General features: G+C 72.1%; 13 protein-coding genes. 5 read left to right on the forward strand and 8 right to left on the reverse strand.

Translation table 11 applies throughout. The features are described 5' to 3' along the window. The first annotated feature begins 309 nt into the window (after positions 1 to 309). The 3 genes from IE286_RS23760 (at position 310) to IE286_RS23770 (ending at position 7061) form a co-directional block, all read left to right on the forward strand. The gene (locus tag IE286_RS23760; protein WP_189798822.1) at positions 310 to 5241 is read left to right on the forward strand and encodes an NAD-glutamate dehydrogenase; all 4932 of its coding nucleotides are present in this window, start codon (positions 310 to 312) and stop codon (positions 5239 to 5241) included. A 139-nt stretch (positions 5242 to 5380) separates the two neighbouring features. Continuing rightward, entirely contained in the window at positions 5381 to 5563 is a 183-nt protein-coding gene (locus IE286_RS23765) for a hypothetical protein (RefSeq protein WP_189798823.1), read from the forward strand. Beyond that, entirely contained in the window at positions 5544 to 7061 is a 1518-nt protein-coding gene (locus tag IE286_RS23770; RefSeq protein ID WP_229863476.1) for a hypothetical protein, read from the forward strand. The genes IE286_RS23765 and IE286_RS23770 overlap by 20 nt, the downstream gene beginning before the upstream one ends. A gap of 60 nt (positions 7062 to 7121) precedes the next feature. Here the strand turns inward: IE286_RS23770 and IE286_RS23775 are convergent, their stop codons facing one another. Continuing rightward, positions 7122 to 7913, reverse strand: a complete 792-nt coding sequence (locus tag IE286_RS23775) for an ABC transporter ATP-binding protein (RefSeq protein ID WP_189798824.1) — start codon at positions 7911 to 7913, stop codon at positions 7122 to 7124. Beyond that, positions 7906 to 8823, reverse strand: coding sequence for an ABC transporter permease (locus IE286_RS23780; RefSeq protein WP_189798825.1), 918 nt, complete (start codon positions 8821 to 8823; stop codon positions 7906 to 7908). Before IE286_RS23780 ends, IE286_RS23775 begins: the two co-directional genes overlap by 8 nt. 162 nt (positions 8824 to 8985) lie before the next feature. On the opposite strand from IE286_RS23780, the gene IE286_RS23785 reads away from it, so the two are divergent. Continuing rightward, positions 8986 to 9612, forward strand: coding sequence for a TetR/AcrR family transcriptional regulator (locus tag IE286_RS23785; protein WP_189798826.1), 627 nt, complete (start codon positions 8986 to 8988; stop codon positions 9610 to 9612). A gap of 27 nt (positions 9613 to 9639) precedes the next feature. Here the strand turns inward: IE286_RS23785 and IE286_RS23790 are convergent, their stop codons facing one another. The 3 genes from IE286_RS23790 to IE286_RS23800 form a co-directional block, all read right to left on the reverse strand. Then, positions 9640 to 11256, reverse strand: coding sequence for a glycosyltransferase family 2 protein (locus IE286_RS23790; protein WP_189798827.1), 1617 nt, complete (start codon positions 11254 to 11256; stop codon positions 9640 to 9642). A gap of 55 nt (positions 11257 to 11311) precedes the next feature. Then, positions 11312 to 12598, reverse strand: a complete 1287-nt coding sequence (locus IE286_RS23795; RefSeq protein ID WP_189798828.1) for a glycosyltransferase 87 family protein — start codon at positions 12596 to 12598, stop codon at positions 11312 to 11314. Between the two features lie 145 nt (positions 12599 to 12743). Beyond that, entirely contained in the window at positions 12744 to 13235 is a 492-nt protein-coding gene (locus IE286_RS23800; protein WP_189798829.1) for a MarR family winged helix-turn-helix transcriptional regulator, read from the reverse strand. Positions 13236 to 13340: 105 nt separating this feature from the next. Here IE286_RS23800 and IE286_RS23805 point away from each other — a divergent pair, with 105 nt between their 5' ends. Next, positions 13341 to 13754 carry an organic hydroperoxide resistance protein gene (locus IE286_RS23805; protein ID WP_189798830.1) on the forward strand — a complete coding sequence of 138 codons (414 nt, stop codon included), beginning with the start codon at positions 13341 to 13343 and terminating at the stop codon, positions 13752 to 13754. A gap of 292 nt (positions 13755 to 14046) precedes the next feature. Here IE286_RS23805 and IE286_RS23810 read toward each other — a convergent pair whose 3' ends face one another. The 3 genes from IE286_RS23810 to IE286_RS23820 are packed head-to-tail and all read right to left on the reverse strand — an operon-like array spanning position 14047 to position 17732. Continuing rightward, positions 14047 to 14955, reverse strand: a complete 909-nt coding sequence (locus IE286_RS23810; RefSeq protein WP_189798831.1) for a carbohydrate ABC transporter permease — start codon at positions 14953 to 14955, stop codon at positions 14047 to 14049. Continuing rightward, complete coding sequence (locus IE286_RS23815) at positions 14952 to 16304, reverse strand: carbohydrate ABC transporter permease (protein WP_189798832.1); 1353 nt, start codon at positions 16302 to 16304, stop codon at positions 14952 to 14954. The genes IE286_RS23810 and IE286_RS23815 overlap by 4 nt, the downstream gene beginning before the upstream one ends. Before the next feature lie 36 nt (positions 16305 to 16340). Next, complete coding sequence (locus tag IE286_RS23820) at positions 16341 to 17732, reverse strand: ABC transporter substrate-binding protein (protein WP_189798833.1); 1392 nt, start codon at positions 17730 to 17732, stop codon at positions 16341 to 16343. Between the last annotated feature and the right edge of the window lie 87 nt (positions 17733 to 17819).

The following is a 17819-nucleotide window of genomic DNA, read 5'->3' on the forward strand; positions in this document are numbered from 1 at the left end:
TCGTCGTTCCCGCTCTGCGCCCGGGCTGCACGGACCGCCGTGACCGGGCGGCGGTCGCTGGTCCTTGCGGGCGGCACGGAGTCGCGACGGCCTCCACGAGGCCCCGCCGGACCCGGGCGGCGGCGCTGCCGAGAGCGGCGTCACATCCGTCGGGCGTGTCGAAAATGGCTGATATTCCCCCGATCATCGCACCTTGCGGCATAGCGTCTGTAGAGACCGGACACCCCGGTCCGCGACGTCATGCCCGAGGGGAAGAGACCGTACTCCCTTCAACGTCACGCAACGGCGCGCGACAGGAGCCAAAGGACAATGCAGACCAAGCTGGACGAAGCCAAGGCCGAGCTGCTCGAGCGGGCCGCCCGGGTAGCTGAGAACGGTCCGGCCGGGGGACGCCTCCCGACCGGCACGACCGACAAGGGCACCCCGGACCGGGACGCCGTGCTCGCGTTCCTCCAGCGCTACTACCTGCACACCGCCCCCGAGGACCTCGCCGACCGCGACCCGGTCGACGTCTTCGGAGCCGCGTTCTCCCACTACCGGCTGGCCGAGCACCGCCCGCAGGGAACCGCCAGTGTCCGCGTGCACACCCCGACGGTGGAGGAGAACGGCTGGACGTGCAGCCACTCCGTCGTGGAGGTGGTCACGGACGACATGCCGTTCCTGGTCGACTCGGTCACCAACGAGCTGACCCGCCAGGGGCGCGGCATCCACGTCGTCGTCCACCCGCAGATCGTCGTGCGCCGGGACGTGACCGGCAAGCTTCTCGAGGTCCTCACCGAGGCGTCGGCGGGCGACGATCTGCCGCACGACGCCCATGTGGAGTCCTGGATCCATGTCGAGATCGACCGCGAGACCGACCGCGCCGATCTGCAGCAGATCACCGCCGACCTGCTGCGCGTGCTCTCCGATGTGCGGGAGGCCGTCGAGGACTGGGAGAAGATGCGCGGCGCGGCCATCCGCCTCGCCGACGGCCTGGCCGACGAGCCGCTCCCCGACGACCTGCCCGAGCCGCAGGTGGAGGAGGCCCGCGAGCTGCTGCGCTGGCTGGCCGACGATCACTTCACGTTCCTCGGGTACCGCGAGTACCGGCTGCGCGACGACGACTCCCTGGCCGCGGTGCCCGGCACCGGGCTCGGCATACTGCGCGCGGACCCCCACCACGCCGGTGACGACGACCACCCGGTCAGCGAGTCCTTCGAGCGGCTGCCCGCGGACGCGCGCGCCAAGGCCCGCGAGCACAAGCTGCTCGTGCTGACCAAGGCCAACAGCCGGGCCACCGTGCACCGGCCGTCGTACCTGGACTACATCGGCGTCAAGAAGTTCGACGAGCAGGGCAACGTCGTCGGCGAGCGGCGCTTCCTCGGCCTGTTCTCCTCCGCCGCCTACACCGAGTCGGTGCGCCGGGTACCGGTGATCCGCCGCAAGGTCGAGGAAGTCCTGGAGCTGTCCGGCTTCTCGCCCAACAGCCACGACGGGCGCGACCTGCTGCAGATCCTGGAGACCTACCCGCGCGACGAGCTGTTCCAGACCCCGGTCGACGAGCTGCAGTCGATCGTCACCTCCGTGCTCTACCTGCAGGAGCGCCGCCGGCTGCGGCTGTACCTGCGCCAGGACGAGTACGGCCGCTACTACTCGGCGCTGGTCTACCTGCCGCGCGACCGCTACACCACCGGCGTGCGCCTGCGGATCATCGACATCCTCAAGGAGGAACTGGGCGGCAACAGCGTCGACTTCACCGCCTGGAACACCGAGTCGGTCCTCTCCCGGCTGCACTTCGTGGTCCGTGTCCCGCAGGGCAGCGAACTGCCGGAGCTGTCCGACGCCGACAAGGAGCGCATCGAGGCCCGCCTGGCGGAGGCCGCACGCTCCTGGGCGGACGCGTTCTCCGAGGCGCTGACCGCCGAGCTGGGCGAGGAACGCGCCGCCGAGCTGCTGCGCCGCTACGCCCACGCCTTCCCCGAGGGGTACAAGGCCGACCACACGCCGCGCGCCGCGGTCGCCGACCTGGTCCACCTGGAGCAGCTCGACGACGACACGACGTTCGCGCTGAGCCTGTACGAGCCGGTGGGCGCCGGTCCCGAGGAGCGGCGGTTCAAGATCTACCAGAGGGGCGGCTCGGTCTCCCTCTCGCAGGTGCTGCCGGTGCTCAGCCGGCTCGGCGTGGAGGTCACCGACGAGCGGCCGTACGAGCTGCGCCGCGCCGACCGCTCCACGGTGTGGATCTACGACTTCGGTCTGCGCATCCCGCCCGCGGCCACCGGCGGCGACCACCTCGCCGACGACGCCCGTGAGCGGTTCCAGGACGCCTTCGCCGCCGTGTGGACCGGCAAGGCGGAGAACGACGGGTTCAACGCCCTGGTGCTCGACGCCGGGCTGACCTGGCGGCAGGCGATGGTGCTCCGCGCCTACGCCAAGTACCTGCGCCAGGCCGGGTCGACGTTCAGCCAGGACTACATGGAGGACACCCTCCGCAACAATGTCCACACCACCCGGCTGCTCGTCTCCCTGTTCGAGGCGCGGCTGTCGCCGGAGCGACAGCGGGCCGGGCGCGAGCTGGTGGACGCGCTGCTGGAGGAGGCCGACGCGGCCCTGGAGCAGGTGGCCTCGCTGGACGAGGACCGCATCCTGCGGTCCTTCCTGACGGTCATCAAGGCCACCCTGCGCACCAACTTCTTCCAGCTGGACGGCGAGGGCCGGCCGCACGACTACGTCTCCATGAAGTTCGACCCGCAGGCCATCCCGGACCTGCCGGCGCCGCGCCCGGCGTTCGAGATCTGGGTGTACTCGCCGCGCGTGGAGGGCGTGCACCTGCGCTTCGGCAAGGTCGCCCGCGGCGGTCTGCGCTGGTCCGACCGGCGCGAGGACTTCCGCACCGAGATCCTGGGCCTGGTCAAGGCGCAGATGGTGAAGAACACCGTGATCGTGCCGGTGGGCGCCAAGGGCGGCTTCGTCGCCAAGCAGCTGCCCGACCCGGGCGTGGACCGGGACGCCTGGCTGGCGGAGGGCATCGCCAGCTACCGGACGTTCATCTCGGCGCTGCTCGACATCACCGACAACATGGTCGCCGGCGAGGTCGTGCCGCCCAAGGACGTGGTCCGGCACGACAGCGACGACACCTACCTCGTCGTCGCCGCCGACAAGGGCACCGCGACCTTCTCCGACATCGCCAACGAGGTCGCCGCGCAGTACGACTTCTGGCTGGGCGACGCCTTCGCCTCGGGCGGCAGCGCCGGCTACGACCACAAGGGCATGGGCATCACCGCCCGCGGCGCCTGGGAGTCGGTCAAGCGGCACTTCCGCGAGCTGGGCGTGGACACCCAGAGCGAGGACTTCACGGTCGTCGGCATCGGCGACATGTCCGGTGACGTGTTCGGCAACGGCATGCTGCTCAGTGAGCACATCCGCCTGGTCGCCGCCTTCGACCACCGGCACATCTTCATCGACCCGGACCCGGACGCGGCCACGTCCTACGCCGAGCGGCGCCGCCTGTTCGAGCTGCCGCGCTCCAGCTGGGCCGACTACAACACCGAGCTGCTCTCGCCGGGCGGCGGCGTCTTCCCGCGCAGCCTGAAGTCCATCCCGGTCAACGCGCACATCCGCGAGGCGCTGGGCATCGAGGACAACGTCACCAAGATGACCCCGGCCGACCTGATGCGGGCGATCCTCAAGGCCCCGGTGGACCTGCTGTGGAACGGCGGCATCGGCACCTACGTCAAGGCCTCCACCGAGTCCCACGCCGACGTCGGCGACAAGGCCAACGACGCCATCCGGGTCGACGGCCGCGACCTGCGGGTCAAGGTCATCGGCGAGGGCGGCAACCTGGGCTGCACCCAGCTCGGCCGGATCGAGTTCGCGCAGGCCGGCGGCAAGGTCAACACCGACGCCATCGACAACAGCGCGGGCGTGGACACCTCCGACCACGAGGTGAACATCAAGATCCTGCTCAACGGCCTGGTCGCGGACGGCGACATGACCGTCAAGCAGCGCAACAAGCTGCTGGCCCAGATGACCGACGAGGTCGGCGCCCTGGTGCTGCGCAACAACTACGCGCAGAACACGGCGATCGCCAACGCGCTCGCCCAGTCCAAGGACATGCTCCACGCCCAGCAGCGCTTCATGAAGCACCTGGTGCGCGAGGGCCACCTGAACCGGGCGCTGGAGTTCCTGCCCACCGACCGGCAGATCCGCGAGCGGCTGGCCGCGGGCCAGGGCCTGACCGGCCCCGAGACGGCCGTGCTGCTGGCCTACACGAAGATCACGGTCGCCGAGGAGCTGCTGCGCACCTCCCTGCCGGACGACCCGTACCTGCGCGGCCTGCTGCACGCCTACTTCCCGACGCCGCTGCGCAAGAAGTTCGCCGAGCAGATCGACAACCACCCGCTGCGCCGGGAGATCACCACGACGGTGCTGGTCAACGACACCGTCAACACCGGCGGTACGACGTATCTGCACCGGCTGCGGGAGGAGACCGGCGCCTCGCTGGAGGAGATCGTCCGGGCGCAGACCGCGGCCCGCGCGATCTTCCGCTCCGCTCCGGTGTGGGACGCCGTGGAGGAGCTGGACAACAAGGTCCCGGCCGACGTCCAGACCCGGATCCGGCTGCACTCGCGCCGCCTGGTCGAGCGCGGCACCCGCTGGCTGCTGAACAACCGGCCGCAGCCGCTGCAGCTGAGCGAGACGGTGGAGTTCTTCGCCGACCGGGTCGAGCAGGTGTGGGCGCAGCTGCCCAAGCTGCTCAAGGGCGCGGACCTGGAGTGGTACCAGCAGGTCTACGACGAGCTGTCGGCCGCCGGAGTCCCGGACGAGCTGGCCGGCCGGGTGGCCGGGTTCTCCTCCGCCTTCCCGGCGCTCGACATCGTCTCGGTGGCCGACCGCATGGGCAAGGACCCGCTGGAGGTCGCCGAGGTGTACTACGACCTCGCCGACCGGCTGGACATCACCCTGCTGATGGACCGGATCCTCGAGCTGCCGCGCGCCGACCGCTGGCAGTCCATGGCCCGCGCCGCGATCCGCGAGGACCTCTACGCGGCCCACGCGGCGCTGACCGCGGACGTGCTGGCCGCCGGCGACGACACCGCGACGCCCGAGCAGCGGTACAAGGTGTGGGAGCAGAAGAACGCGGCGATCCTGGCGCGGGCGCGGACCACGCTGGAGGAGATCCGCAGCTCGGACGCGTTCGATCTGGCCAACCTGTCGGTCGCGATGCGCACCATGCGCACCCTGCTGCGCACGCACTCGTAAGCCCGGCACCCGGCATGCGCGACGGCGCCCAGGACCGCACGGTCCTGGGCGCCGTCGCGTTCCCGCCGCTGCCCCGGGAAACGCCCTCGCAAAGGTCACTTTTCATTCTTATCCGGACAACTCGGATACAGTGACGCGCGTGACTGCGAACCTTCCCGAGAGCCCGGCCGCGCCCGCCTCCGCCTTCGCGCGGGGCACGGCACGCCGCCCCGCCCGGCACCGTCCGGTCACGCCGGCCGTCGTCCGCACGGTCGTCCGCACGGCGCAGAACGCCGCCCGCCGCACCCGGGTCATTCCGGACGATGCGCGCAGCGCCGCCTGAGGCGCGCCTGCCCGGCCGGGCCGCGCCGCGCGCACCGGGCGCGGGCCGCGGGGCGGCCGCCTCCCGGGTGGCCGCCGCACTGCTGCTCCTGCTGCTGTTCGTGGTGGTCCTGCGGCTTCCCTGGGCCGGCGACCTGGGCATGCACGCGGCCACCGTGGAACGCCTGCGGCACAGCTTGCGCCACCCCGGCAACCCGCTCGTCGACGCGGACACCCCCAGCCCCTACTACTCGCCGTGGATGGTGCTGCTCGGCTGCCTGGCCAGGGCCGGCCGCCTCGACGTCTTCGCCGTGCTGCGGCTGGCCGCGCTGGCCGGCCTGGCGCTGCTTGCGACCGGCGTGTGGCGGTACGTGCGGACACTGAGCACGCACCGGGCCGCGCCGGCGCTCGCCGCCTTCAGCCTCGTGCTGCTGTGGGGGACCGACGTCATCAACTGGAGCGGGTTCATCTCCCTGAACTCCCTGGCCCTGACGGTGTCCTACCCGAGCGTGCTCGCCCTGGGCCTGGCCTTCCACCACTGGGCCTGGCTGACCCGGGCGCTGCGCACGCCCAGCGGGTGGGGGGCCTGGCTGGGGCTCGGGGTGCTGTGGGCGGTGATCCTGCTGTGCCACCAGTTCACCGGGATCGTCGCCACGCTCGGCGACCTGGCCGTGGTGGTCGCCGCCCGCCCGCCGCGGACCCGCTGGCCGCGCTTCGCCGCCGCCGCGGCGGCGGGTGCGCTGGTGCTGTGGCTGTGGCCGTACTACGACTTCTTCGCCCTGTTCTGGGAGGGCGGCGACCTGGACGGGGTGCACCGCGCCCTGTTCACCGACTTCGCGGGCCGGTACTGGCTGGCGCTGCTCGGCGTGGCCGCGCTGGTGCCGCGGCTGCGCCGCGACCGGCGCGACGTGCTGGCGGTCTTCTTCGCGCTCGGCGCGCTGGTGTGCGCGGCGGCGTACGCCACCGGCCACTACGAGTGGGGCCGGGCCCTGCCCGCGGCGCTGATCCCGGCGCAGCTGGCCGCCGCGCTGGAGGTACTGCACCCGGGCCACCGGCGCGCGGTGCGCACCGGCTGGGCCTGGACGCTGGCCGCCGCGCTGACGGCCGGCGCCTGGGCCCAGGCCGGGGTGCTCGGCTACGTGCTGGGGCGGGCCGCGCTGCCCGAGGTGCTCGCGGTGCACTACACCCCGCCCTGGACGGACTACGCGTGGATCACCCCGTACGTGCGCCCCGGCGACGTCGTGATGGCCCGGGACTTCCCCAACCGGCTGCTCCCGGCCTACGGCGTCTACACCGTCGCTCCCGGCTACCCGGACTTCTTCCTCAAGGACGCGGTACGGCGCGAGTGGGACGTGCGGTACTACTACACCCGCCGCACTCCGCCCGAGGTGCGGCGGCAGATCCTCGACCGGTACCACGTGCGCTGGGTCGTCGACAGCGCGCGGCGGCCCATGCAGCCGGGGCTGCGCCCGGTGACCCGCGGTCCCGGCGGCCAGATGCTGTACGCGGCCACGCCCTGACGGCCGCCCGGGCGGGCGGGCGCGGGGACGCGCGGCGCCGGGGCGGCCCGTGAGCGCGCGCTACCGCCGGCCCGAGGTGAACGCCTCGTACTCCTTCAGCACATCCTCCGTCGGGCCGTCCATGCGCAGCTCCCCGCGCTCCAGCCACAGCACCCGTTCACAGGTGTCGCGGATGGACTTGTTGTTGTGGCTGACGAGGAACACGGTGCCGGCCTGCTCGCGCAGCTCGCGGATGCGCTGCTCGGAGCGCTTCTGGAAGGCGCGGTCGCCGGTGGCCAGCGCCTCGTCTATGAGCAGCACGTCGTGGTCCTTGGCGGCGGCGATGGAGAACCGCAGCCGGGCGGCCATGCCGGAGGAGTAGGTCCGCATCGGCAGGGAGATGAAGTCGCCCTTGTCGTTGATGCCGGAGAAGTCGACGATCTCCTGGTAGCGGGCCTTGATCTGCTCGCGGGACATGCCCATGGCCAGACCGCCGAGGTAGACGTTGCGCTCGCCGGTCAGGTCGTTCATCAGAGCGGCGTTCACCCCGAGCAGGGAGGGCTGCCCGTCGGTGTAGATCGCGCCGCTCTCCACCGGCAGCAGACCGGCGATCGCCTTCAGCAGGGTGGACTTGCCCGAGCCGTTGGTGCCGATCAGGCCGATGGCCTCGCCCCTGCGGGCGACGAACGACACCTTCTTCACCGCGTGCACCCGGCGCACGCCCGCGGCCTTCGCCGCCTTCCCGGGGCGCAGGATGCGGTGCAGTGCGGCGGTGGCCGGGCCGCGCCCGGCGCCGGTGCCGTGCACCCGGTAGACGATGTCCACCCGGTCGGCGATGACGGTGGGGACGTTCTCCTCGCTCCGCTCAGCCACGGCCGTACCTCTCCTCGGCTTTCCAGAACCAGACGAAACCGCCGACGCCGGCGAGCAGTGCCCAGCCCAGCGCGTAGGCCCACACATGGTGCGGGAGCTGCGAGGCGTGGAAGCTGTCGATCAGCGCGAAGCGCATCAGGTCGATGTAGACGGCGGCCGGGTTGGCCTCCAGCAGCACCTGCGCGGCGTGCGGCAGGTGGGTCTCGCGCAGCGTCTTGTCGATGCTGAACATCACGCCGGAGACGTACATCCAGGTGCGCAGCACGAACGGCATCAGCTGGGCGATGTCCGGGGTCTTGGCGCCCATCCGCGCCATGATCATCGCGACCCCGGCGTTGAAGGCGAACTGCAGCACCAGCACCGGGATGGTCAGCAGCCAGGACGGGCCGACCGGGATGCCGAAGCAGAACAGGATGATCAGCAGCGCGGCCATCGAGAACAGCAGCTGCTGCAGCTGCTGCAGGGCGAAGGAGATGGGCAGCGCGGCACGCGGGAAGTGCAGGGCCCGCACCAGGCCGAGGTTGCCGGAGATGGCCCGGGTGCCCGCCATGACCGAGCTCTGCGTGAACGTCCACACGAACACGCCGGTCACCAGGAACGGGATGTAGTCGTCGACGCCGTGCTTGGTGCCGAGCAGCACGCCGAAGATGAAGTAGTACACCGCCGCGTTGAGCAGCGGCGTGGCCACCTGCCAGATCTGGCCCAGCCTGGCCTGGCTGTACTGGGCGGTCAGCTTGGCGGTGGCGAAGGCGGTGATGAAGTGGCGGCGCGCCCACAGCTGCCGGACGTACTCGGGCAGGCCGGGGCGGGCGCCGCTGACGGACAGGCCGTGCCGGGCGGCGAGCGCCGCGAGGTCGTCCTCGCCGGTGTGCGCCGCGCCGTGGGGCGGTGTGTGGAGGACCTGGCTCACATCCGCTGCTTTCGTTTCTGGGTGCGGCCCGGCGCGCCGGGCTCCTTACCGGTCTCTTGGTGTTCTCTTACGTCGGAACGGAACCGTATCGTCGCAACGTGAGCGTACGGCGAGTCGACGTCGGAACGCAACCGTTTCGTCGTCACGTCTAAGCTGGGGACCATGACCACCAACGCCGGCGCATCACCGACCCGGCCGCGCCGCCGTGCGCCCGCGGGCGCGGCGGTGCTGCGCCAGGACGTCACGGAGGCGATCCGGGCCGCCGTCTTCGCGGAACTCGCGGCCGTCGGCTATGCGCGCATGTCCATCGAGGGCATCGCGCGGCGCGCCGGCGTCGGCAAGACGGCCGTGTACCGCCGGTGGCGCTCCAAACTGCACCTGGTGCTCGACATCGTCTCGGCGCTGGCCGTCCAGGGGCTGCCCGCCCCGGACACCGGGGCCCTGGAGAGCGACCTGCGCCTGCTGTACGAGGTGACCTCCCGCGCGCTGCGCCACCCCGTGGTCTCGCAGATCCTGCCCGACCTGCAGGCCGAGGCCGCACGCAACCCGGACATGGCCGAGGCGGTGCAGCGGGCACTGCGGGACGGCCAGGAGAGCGTGGCCAGCAGCATCCTCGCGGCGGCCGAGGAGCGCGGGGAGATCCGCTCCGGCCTGGACCGCGACCTCGCCCTCGACCTGATCTCGGGCCCCCTGTACTGGCGCGCGGTCGTCATCCGGTCGCCCAAGCTGCCCCAGGGCTACCTCGACGCCCTGGCCCGGGGGACGGCCGCGGCGGTCAAGGCGCTGTAGGGGGCCCTCCCGGCGCGGGCGCCGATCTCAGCGGAACAGGCGGCCGAGCCTGCCGCGCAGCACCGTGGCGACGCCGGACGGGCCGGTCGCCAGACGCAGCGCGAGCGCGCCGGAGTGCGTGGCGTAGGGCTGGGCCAGCAGAACGCCGAAGCGGAGGCTCGGCAGGACGCGGCGGGACAGCAGCCCGCGGTGCGCGAGGGCGTGCGCCGACGTCTCGCTGCTGGTGCCGTCGGCGAAGTGCACCCGCAGCCTGAGGTCCCAGGTGCCCGAGCCGAGCGCCGCCAGGTCCACGGGCGTCCGGGCCGACCACACGTCCGTGCCCGCCGGGGTCAGCGCCACCGTGGTGCGCCGGGCCGTCCGGCCGGCGTCCCGGTGCCGCCACTCGATCTCCAGCGTCCGCGGCCCGGCGACCGCGACCTGGCCGTACATCTCGTGCAGGCGCAGCCGCAGCACGCTACGGGACGCGCGGGCGAGCAGCGCGGCGTCCACGGCGAGCGGCGCCCGGTGCGCGGGCAGGGCCGGCAAGGGCTCCAGGGTGACCTGGGGCAGATCGGGCGCCCACACGGGGGTGCCCTGGTCGTCGCGCGCGTAGGGCGGGCACAGCCGGGCCGGGCGGGCGGCCAGCTCCCGCAGCCGGGGCAGGTCGCGCGGCTCGGGTGAGGCCAGGATCACGCGGGCGATCAGCCGGCCGGGCGCGACCGGGGACGCGGTGAAGTCGGCCGCGTCGTACTCGCCGAGGTACGCCCGGGTCAGCGTCCACCAGGCGCGCCGGTACTCCGCGTCGCGCAGGCCCAGCTCGCGGACGTACATGCGCAGGTCGTGGTCGAGGAACTTGGCGCGCGCCGCCCGCGCGAGGTCCTTGTGGCCGGCGCCCAGCAGGATCTCGTGCGCCTGCCGGCCGGCCGTGATGCGGGCCTGCCAGTTGTCGATGTGTCCGCGGTCCAGCGAGATGGACAGCTGCCGCGCCGAGCGGCGCACGTGCCACACATAGACCCGGTCCGGGACGAGGGCCACCCGGGGCGAGGCGGCCAGCACCCGCGCGGTGAAGACGATGTCCTCGTACGGGAAGCGGCCCTCGGGGAAGCGGATGGCGTGCTCGCGCAGGAAGTCCGTGCGGTACAGCTTGTTGACGCACAGCGTGTCGGGCACCAGGCGGGTCAGCCGCCCGGGGCCGGTGAGGACGGTGCGCTGCGTGTACAGCCCTTCCTGCCAGGGCACCTCGCGTCCCGAGGGCAGCTCGCGGCGCACGCACAGGCCCGCCGCCACCTCGGTGCCCTCCCGCTCGGCGGCGTCCAGCAGCGCCCGCGCCGCGCCGGGCGGCAGCACGTCGTCGCTGTCGAGGAACATCACGTACGGCGAGGTCACCGCGTCGATGCCGGTGTTGCGGGGGCTGCCGCAGCCGCCGCTGTTGGCCGAGCGGCGCACCACCCGCAGGCGCGGCTCGCTCTCGGCCAGGCGGGCCAGCAGCTCGGGGCTGCCGTCGGTCGAGCAGTCATCGACGGCGATCACCTCGCGGACCACGGGCCCCTGGTCGAGGGCGGAGCGCACCGCTTCGGTGATGTGACGGGCGTCGTTGTAGCCGATGACGACGACGGCGACGCGGGACGGGCTCTGTTCGGGATTCTGGCTCGGATGAGTGTGCATCAAGTCCACGGCAGGGGTCGCGGGTCGGGCGTAGGGCGGAGCCGGGCGGGTCTCGTCACGAGGGACTGGGTGTCCCGTGCGGCAGACGGTGCCCGACCGGCGCGGGTTGTGCGTCGGACACCTCCAGGTGCGTGGAGCGTCGCAGCCGGGCGAACGAGATCGCCGCCGCGGCGGCGAGCAGTCCGTTGCGGGCCAGCATCAGCGCACAGCCCACCCAGGTGCAGCCCGCCACCTGGCCGTACAGGCCAGGGTAGGCGATCGCGCTCACCAGACTCGCCACGGCGATGAGCGCGGCCACCGGACGCTGGCTGGTGTGCCGTGAGGTGAGGCACACCGCGGCCAGCCCGAGCAGCCAGATCATGTACTGCGGGCTGATCACCCGGCTGGTCACGGTGAACAGCAGTACGGCGGTCAGCGCCGCGTCGTACGGGGTCGCGGGTGTCCAGCGGCGGGCCCGCAGCCGCCACCACACGAGCAGCGCGAAGGCGGCCGCCGACAGCGCCAGCGCGAGGTGCGCGACCGTCCGCACGTGCGGGCCGGTGAACTCCAGCGCCCCGTACTGGTAGCGCACCGAGCCGGGCCAGCCGGCGTGCGTGGCCAGGGCCAGCACGGTCCCGCCGAAGGACTCGATCTGCACGCCCCGGCCGCCCTGCTGGCGCGCGAAGGACAGCGGGTTGCGGAACAGCAGGGCGAGCAGCCCTCCGGCGGCCGCCGCGGTGAGCGCCGTCGCCGTCCAGGCGCTCCGAGTGGTGCGGCCCCGTGCGGTGCCCAGCAGCACCAGCACCGGCCAGACCTTCGCCAGGGCGCCCAGCGCAGCGAAACAGCCGCCCGTGCGGGGCCGGCGGGCCAGTGCCAGCAGACCGAGCACGGCGCACGCGGTGACCTGCACGTCGTAGCGGGCCAGCGGGATGTGCTGCAGCAGCGGCAGGCCCAGCACCCAGTACGCGGCTCCGCGCAGGCTGCGGCCGGGACGGGTGCCCGCCCGGACCAGCGCCAGGGCGATCACCGCGTCGGCGGCGAGGGTGAGCGCCACGAACGCCTGGAAATAGGTCAGCCCCGGCACGAGGACCGGGGAGAGCAGCACCAGGGCGGCGCCCGGCGGGTACTGCCAGAGCGTGTCGTGCGCCGGGAAGGCGCCGTGGGCGAGCACCTGGGACCAGTCGTGGTACAGCAGCCACACTTCGCGCGCCACCGCACCGCGTCCCAGCGCGCGCAGCGAGTTGTGCGCGAGCAGCCACAGCATCACGGCACGGGTGAGCAGCCAGGCGGCCGCCAGGGCGAGCAGCCGGGATCCGGCCGGCGTGCGCGCGAGGGCGTGCGGTGCACGGGGGACAGGGCTCATCACGGCGCATCGTAGACCCGCCGCGCGGCACACGGGTGACGCTACGCCGACCGCACGGTGAGGGTTCTCCGAAGCTTCACCGCATCGCCATCCGGCCGCGGACCGGCGGCGCCGGAGAGCAGGCTCCGGGTACGGCGGGTCACGGTCACCGGGGCTCCGGCGCGCCCTGACGGGCGGCGGCGTCGAGCGCGGCGGTCAGCCGGGCGAGACGGGAGTGGAGGTCGCGCAGTTCGTCGACGGTGCAGCCGCTGGCGGCCATGATCCGGGGCGGGATCCTGACGGCCCGCTCCCGCAGTGCCGTCCCCTCGGGGGTCGGGCGTACCACGACCGAGCGCTCGTCGCGGCTGCTGCGCTCCCGGACGATGCAGCCGACCGCCTCCAGGCGCTTGAGCAGCGGCGAGAGGGTGCCGGAGTCCAGACGCAGCCGGGCGCCCAGCTCCTTCACGGGCGTCTCGCCGTGCTCCCACAGCACCAGCATCACCAGGTACTGCGGGTAGGTCAGGCCCAGGTCCTTCAGCAGCACCCGGTAGACGCTGTTGAAGGCGCGGGAGGCGGCGTGCAGGGAGAAGCAGATCTGCGTGTCCAGCCGCAGCAGGTCCTCTTCCGGCACGGCGGTGGGCTCAACCTCGGTCGTCATGCCCACAGAGTAGCTCCCGGGGCATTCGGTTGCACACAATTAAATTGGGTGCTTCACTGGTCGCGGGGCGCACGCCCCCACCGATCCACGAGAGAGATGGTCCCCATGGAAGCGCTGTACACCGCCGTCGCCACCGCCACCCACGGCCGTGAGGGCCGCGCCTACACCTCCGACGGCAAGCTGGACGTGCAGCTCGCCCCGCCGGTCGAGCTGGGCGGCAACGGGCAGGGCACCAACCCCGAGCAGCTGTTCGCCGCCGGCTACGCCGCCTGCTTCGCCAGCGCCCTCGCCCTCGTCGGCCGCCAGGCCAAGGTGGACCTCGCGGACGCCGCGGTCACCGGTGAGGTCGGCATCGGCAAGCAGGGCGCGGGCTTCGGTCTGGCCGTCACCCTGCGCGTGGAGCTGCCCGACTCGGTGGACGAGGCCACTGGCCGCACGCTGGTCGAGCAGGCGCACCAGGTCTGCCCGTACTCCAACGCCACCCGCGGCAACATCCCGGTCGAGCTCGTCGTCGAGTGACCGCCCCGGCCCGGACCGCGCGGCGGGCCGGCGGCCCACGGCGCTGCGGCGGCCCATGGTCTGCTCCGATCGGGTGACCCGGGGCCGCCCGCGCGGCGCCGACGGCCGGGCAGGAGGGCTCCGGCACGGCGTCCCGCCGGGCGGCGGGCGGCGGCAGGGGCCGTCGGTGACGGCCCGCCGGGCAGCAAGGGACACGCCCGCCGCGCGGAACGGGTGAGGCCGCAAGAACAGGAGAACAGCACGAGGGGGCGGGCCGTGGCGGCCCGCCCCCTCGATCGCCGTACGGCGCGCGCTACTTGACCGCGCCCGCCATCACACCGGACACGAACTGCCGCTGGAAGGCGAAGAAGACGACCAGCGGGATCACCATCGAGATGAACGCGCCGGGCGCCAGCACGTCGATGTTGTTGCCGAACTGCCGCACCTGGGTCTGCAGCGCCACCGTGATCGGCTGGGTGCCGGACTTGGTGAACACCAGCGCGACCAGCATGTCGTTCCACACCCACAGGAACTGGAAGATGCCCAGGCTCGCGATCGCCGGCCCGCCCAGCGGCATCACCACACGGGCGAACAGGCGCAGCTCACCGGCGCCGTCCAGCCGGGCGGCCTCCAGCAGCTCGCGCGGGATCTCGGCGAAGAAGTTCCGCAGCAGGAACACCGCGAACGGCAGACCGAACCCGGTGTGGAACAGCACCACACCGAAGATCGAGCCGAACAGACCGATCTTGCCGAACAGCTCGGCGATCGGGATCAGCGCCACCTGCACCGGCACCACCAGCAGCCCGACCACGCCGAGGAACCACCAGTCGCGTCCGGGGAAGTCCATCCACGCGAACGCGTAGCCGGCCAGCGCCCCGATCACGACCACCAGCACCGTCGCCGGCACGGTGATCAGGATCGTGTTCAGCAGGGAGTCGGTGATGTCGCCGTTCTCCAGCAGCTTGCTGTAACTGTCGAAGGTCAGCTGCGAGGGCTTGGTGAACACGGTCCACCAGCCGCTGGAACTCATGTCCTGCGGGGAGCGCAGCGACGACAGCAGCAGCCCGATCGTGGGGACCAGCCAGAACAGGCCCACCACGATCAGGAAGACCCGCACCAGGCCGCCGCTGACCACCTCCGCCAGCCGGGCGCCCAGCGATCGCCGCGCCTTGACCGGCTCGGCCGCCGGCGCCGTGGGAAGAACTCCCGCTTCCGCGGTCATCGCCGCACCTCCCGACGCAAGCGCCGCATGTTGAACAGCATCACCGGGATCACCAGCACCAGCAGGAACACCGCGATGGCGCTGGCCACGCCCGGCCGGCCCTCCGAGAAGCCCTTGCGGTACAGCTCCAGCGCCAGCACGTTGGCGTCGTCCTGGGAGGAGCCCGGCGCGATGATGAACACCAGGTCGAAGATCTTCAGAACGTTGATCATCAGGGTGACCACGACCACCGCGAGCACCGGGGCCAGCACCGGCACGGTGATCCGGCGGAAGACCTGCCACTCGTTGCAGCCGTCCACCCGGGCGGCCTCCAGCAGCTCCCGCGGCACACTCGCGAGCCCGGCCGCGATCAGCACCATCGCGAACCCGGCCCACATCCACACGTACGCCCCGACGATCGCGGGCGTCACCAGCGCCGGACCGAGCCAGTCCACGCCGTTGTACGGCTCCTCGAAGTTGCTCGCCGGCAGCCGCAGCACGGCGCCGTCGGCCTTGGCGGGCAACGTGAAGGTGCCGTCCGCGGCGGCCTTCGCCGTCGCCACCACCTTGCCGTCCTTGACGGCCTCGATCCGCATCCCGGGATAGCCCAGCTCGGCGGAGTCCACCGCGCCGAGCTTGCCGACGCCCTTGCCGCGGGTGAAGTCCTGCCAGGTGGTGCCGGTGATCTTCCCCGGCTCCGCGGGGGCCTGCACGGCCTTCTTCGCGTCGTCGGGCATCTGCTCCGGCGCCACACCGACGAGCGGCAGGGCCACCGACTGCCCGGTGTGCACCGGGCTGGTGGTGACGAAACCGCCGTCCTCGGGCTTGAGCGGGGAGTTGCGGCCCGGGTGCGCCTTCGGGAACGCCGACGACTGCGCGAACGTGTCGTGGACGCCCACCCACACCGCGTTCGCCACGCCCTTGTCGGGGTCCTGGTCGTACACCAGCCGGAAGATGATCCCGGCCGCCAGCATCGAGATCGCCATCGGCATGAAGACGACCAGCTTGAACGCCGTGCCCCAGCGCACCCGCTCGGTGAGCACCGCGAAGATCAGTCCCAGGGCGGTGGCGACGGTGGGCGCGAACACCACCCAGATGATGTTGTTCTTCAGCGCCGTGCGGATGCCGTCGTCGGTGAACAGCGCCGTGTAGTTGTCGAACCCGGCGAAGTGATCGCCGGAGTTGTCGTAGAAACTGCGGACGATCGAGTACCCGATCGGGTAGACCACGAGGGCACCCAGCAGCACCAGGGCGGGCAGCAGGAACAGCGCCGCCACCCAGCGCCGGGTGCCGGTCACGGTCCTTCGGGAGCGAGGGGCGCGGGGCGCCGCCGGTGCCTCGGCGACGCCCGGTGCCGTTGCCGACGTCATCGCCGGCCTCCTGCGCGAAGTGGGGTCATCGTCGGCTCAGCTCCCGTTGCCGTAGGCCGCCGCCGCGTCCTTCTCCAGCTTCGCCTGGGTCCCCGCGACATCCTTCGGGTTCTTCAGGAAGTCCTGCAGGTCCTTCCACTCACCCTTGCCGGGCGTGCCGCCGAAGGCCTGCGGGGCCTGGTCGGACATGTCGAAGCGGAAGTCGTCGCCCGAGGCGATCAGCGCTTTGGCGATCTTGCGCTGCACCTCGTTCGGATACGCCGACTCCGGCACGTTCTTGTTCGGCGACAGGTAGCCGCCGAGCTTCGCCTGGATGGTCGCCGCGTCGGGCGAGGCCAGGAACGTCACCAGCGCCTGCGCCGCCTTGGAGTCCTTCAGGATCACCGCCGAGTCGCCGCCGGAGACCACCGGCGCGCTGTCACCCACGGCCGGGAAGGGGAACACCTTCGCGTCCGTGCCCACCTTCGCCTTGGTCTCGCCGATGTTGACCTGCGCGAAGTCGCCCTCGAAGACCATGCCGGCCTTCGGCTGGTCGCCGCCGCTGAAGGTCTGCGTCACCGACGCCGGGAACTCGGTCTGCAGCGCGCCGTCCGGGCCGCCCGCTATGTAGTCCTTCTTGGAGAAGATCTCGGCCAGGGTGGTCAGCGCCTGCTTGACCGACGGATCCGTCCACTTGATCTTGTGCTGGGCCAGCTGGTCGTACTTCTCCGGGCCCGCCTGGGAGAGATAGATGTTCTCGAACCAGTCGGTGAGCGTCCAGCCGTCCGCGCCGCCCACGGAGAACGGCGTGACCCCGGAGTCGTAGACGGTCTGCGCGGTGTTCAGCAGGTCCTTCCACGTCGTGGGCTCGCTGACGCCCGCGTTCTCGAAGACCTTGGCGTTGTACCAGATCAGCGACTTGTTGGCGGCCTTGTAGTAGACGCCGTACGGCTTGCCGTCGACCTTGCCGATGTCCTGCCAGCCCTGCGAGTAGTTCTTCGCCAGCTCGGCCTGCGCCTCGGGGCCGAGCGGCTTGGCCCAGCCCTTGTCCACGGCCTGCTTGATGGCGCCCGGCTGCGGCAGCAGGGCCACGTCCGGCGGCTGCCCGCCCGCGATCTTGGACCCGAGGAAGTTGATGATGGGGTCCTGGGCGGGGACGAAGGTGACCTTCGCACCGGTGCGCTTCTCGAACTCCGCCAGCACCTGCTTGAAGTTCTTCTGCTCGGTGCCGGTCCACACGGCGGCGATCTCCAGGTGCGCGCCGTTCAGCTTGGGCAGCGCAACGGTGTTCGTGGTGGGACTGCCGCTGCTGTCCCCTCCGCCCGTGCCGTCGTCGTCCGAACCGCTGCACGCGGTGAGCGTAAAAGCCAGTGCTCCGGCGGCGACGGCTGCCGCGGCCCGGGCGGCTCTTCTCGTCCGGTGGGTCCGGAAGGTGGTCCTGCTGTGCATCACTGCCCCGTTCTTCGTCCCTCGACGCATCTCCGAGCGGGTGTCCCGACGGGTCAGGTGTACGCCGGGGCCCGGACGCGGGCAAGA

Source organism: Streptomyces thermodiastaticus, from assembly GCF_014656135.1.
GTDB classification, from domain to species: domain Bacteria; phylum Actinomycetota; class Actinomycetes; order Streptomycetales; family Streptomycetaceae; genus Streptomyces; species Streptomyces thermodiastaticus.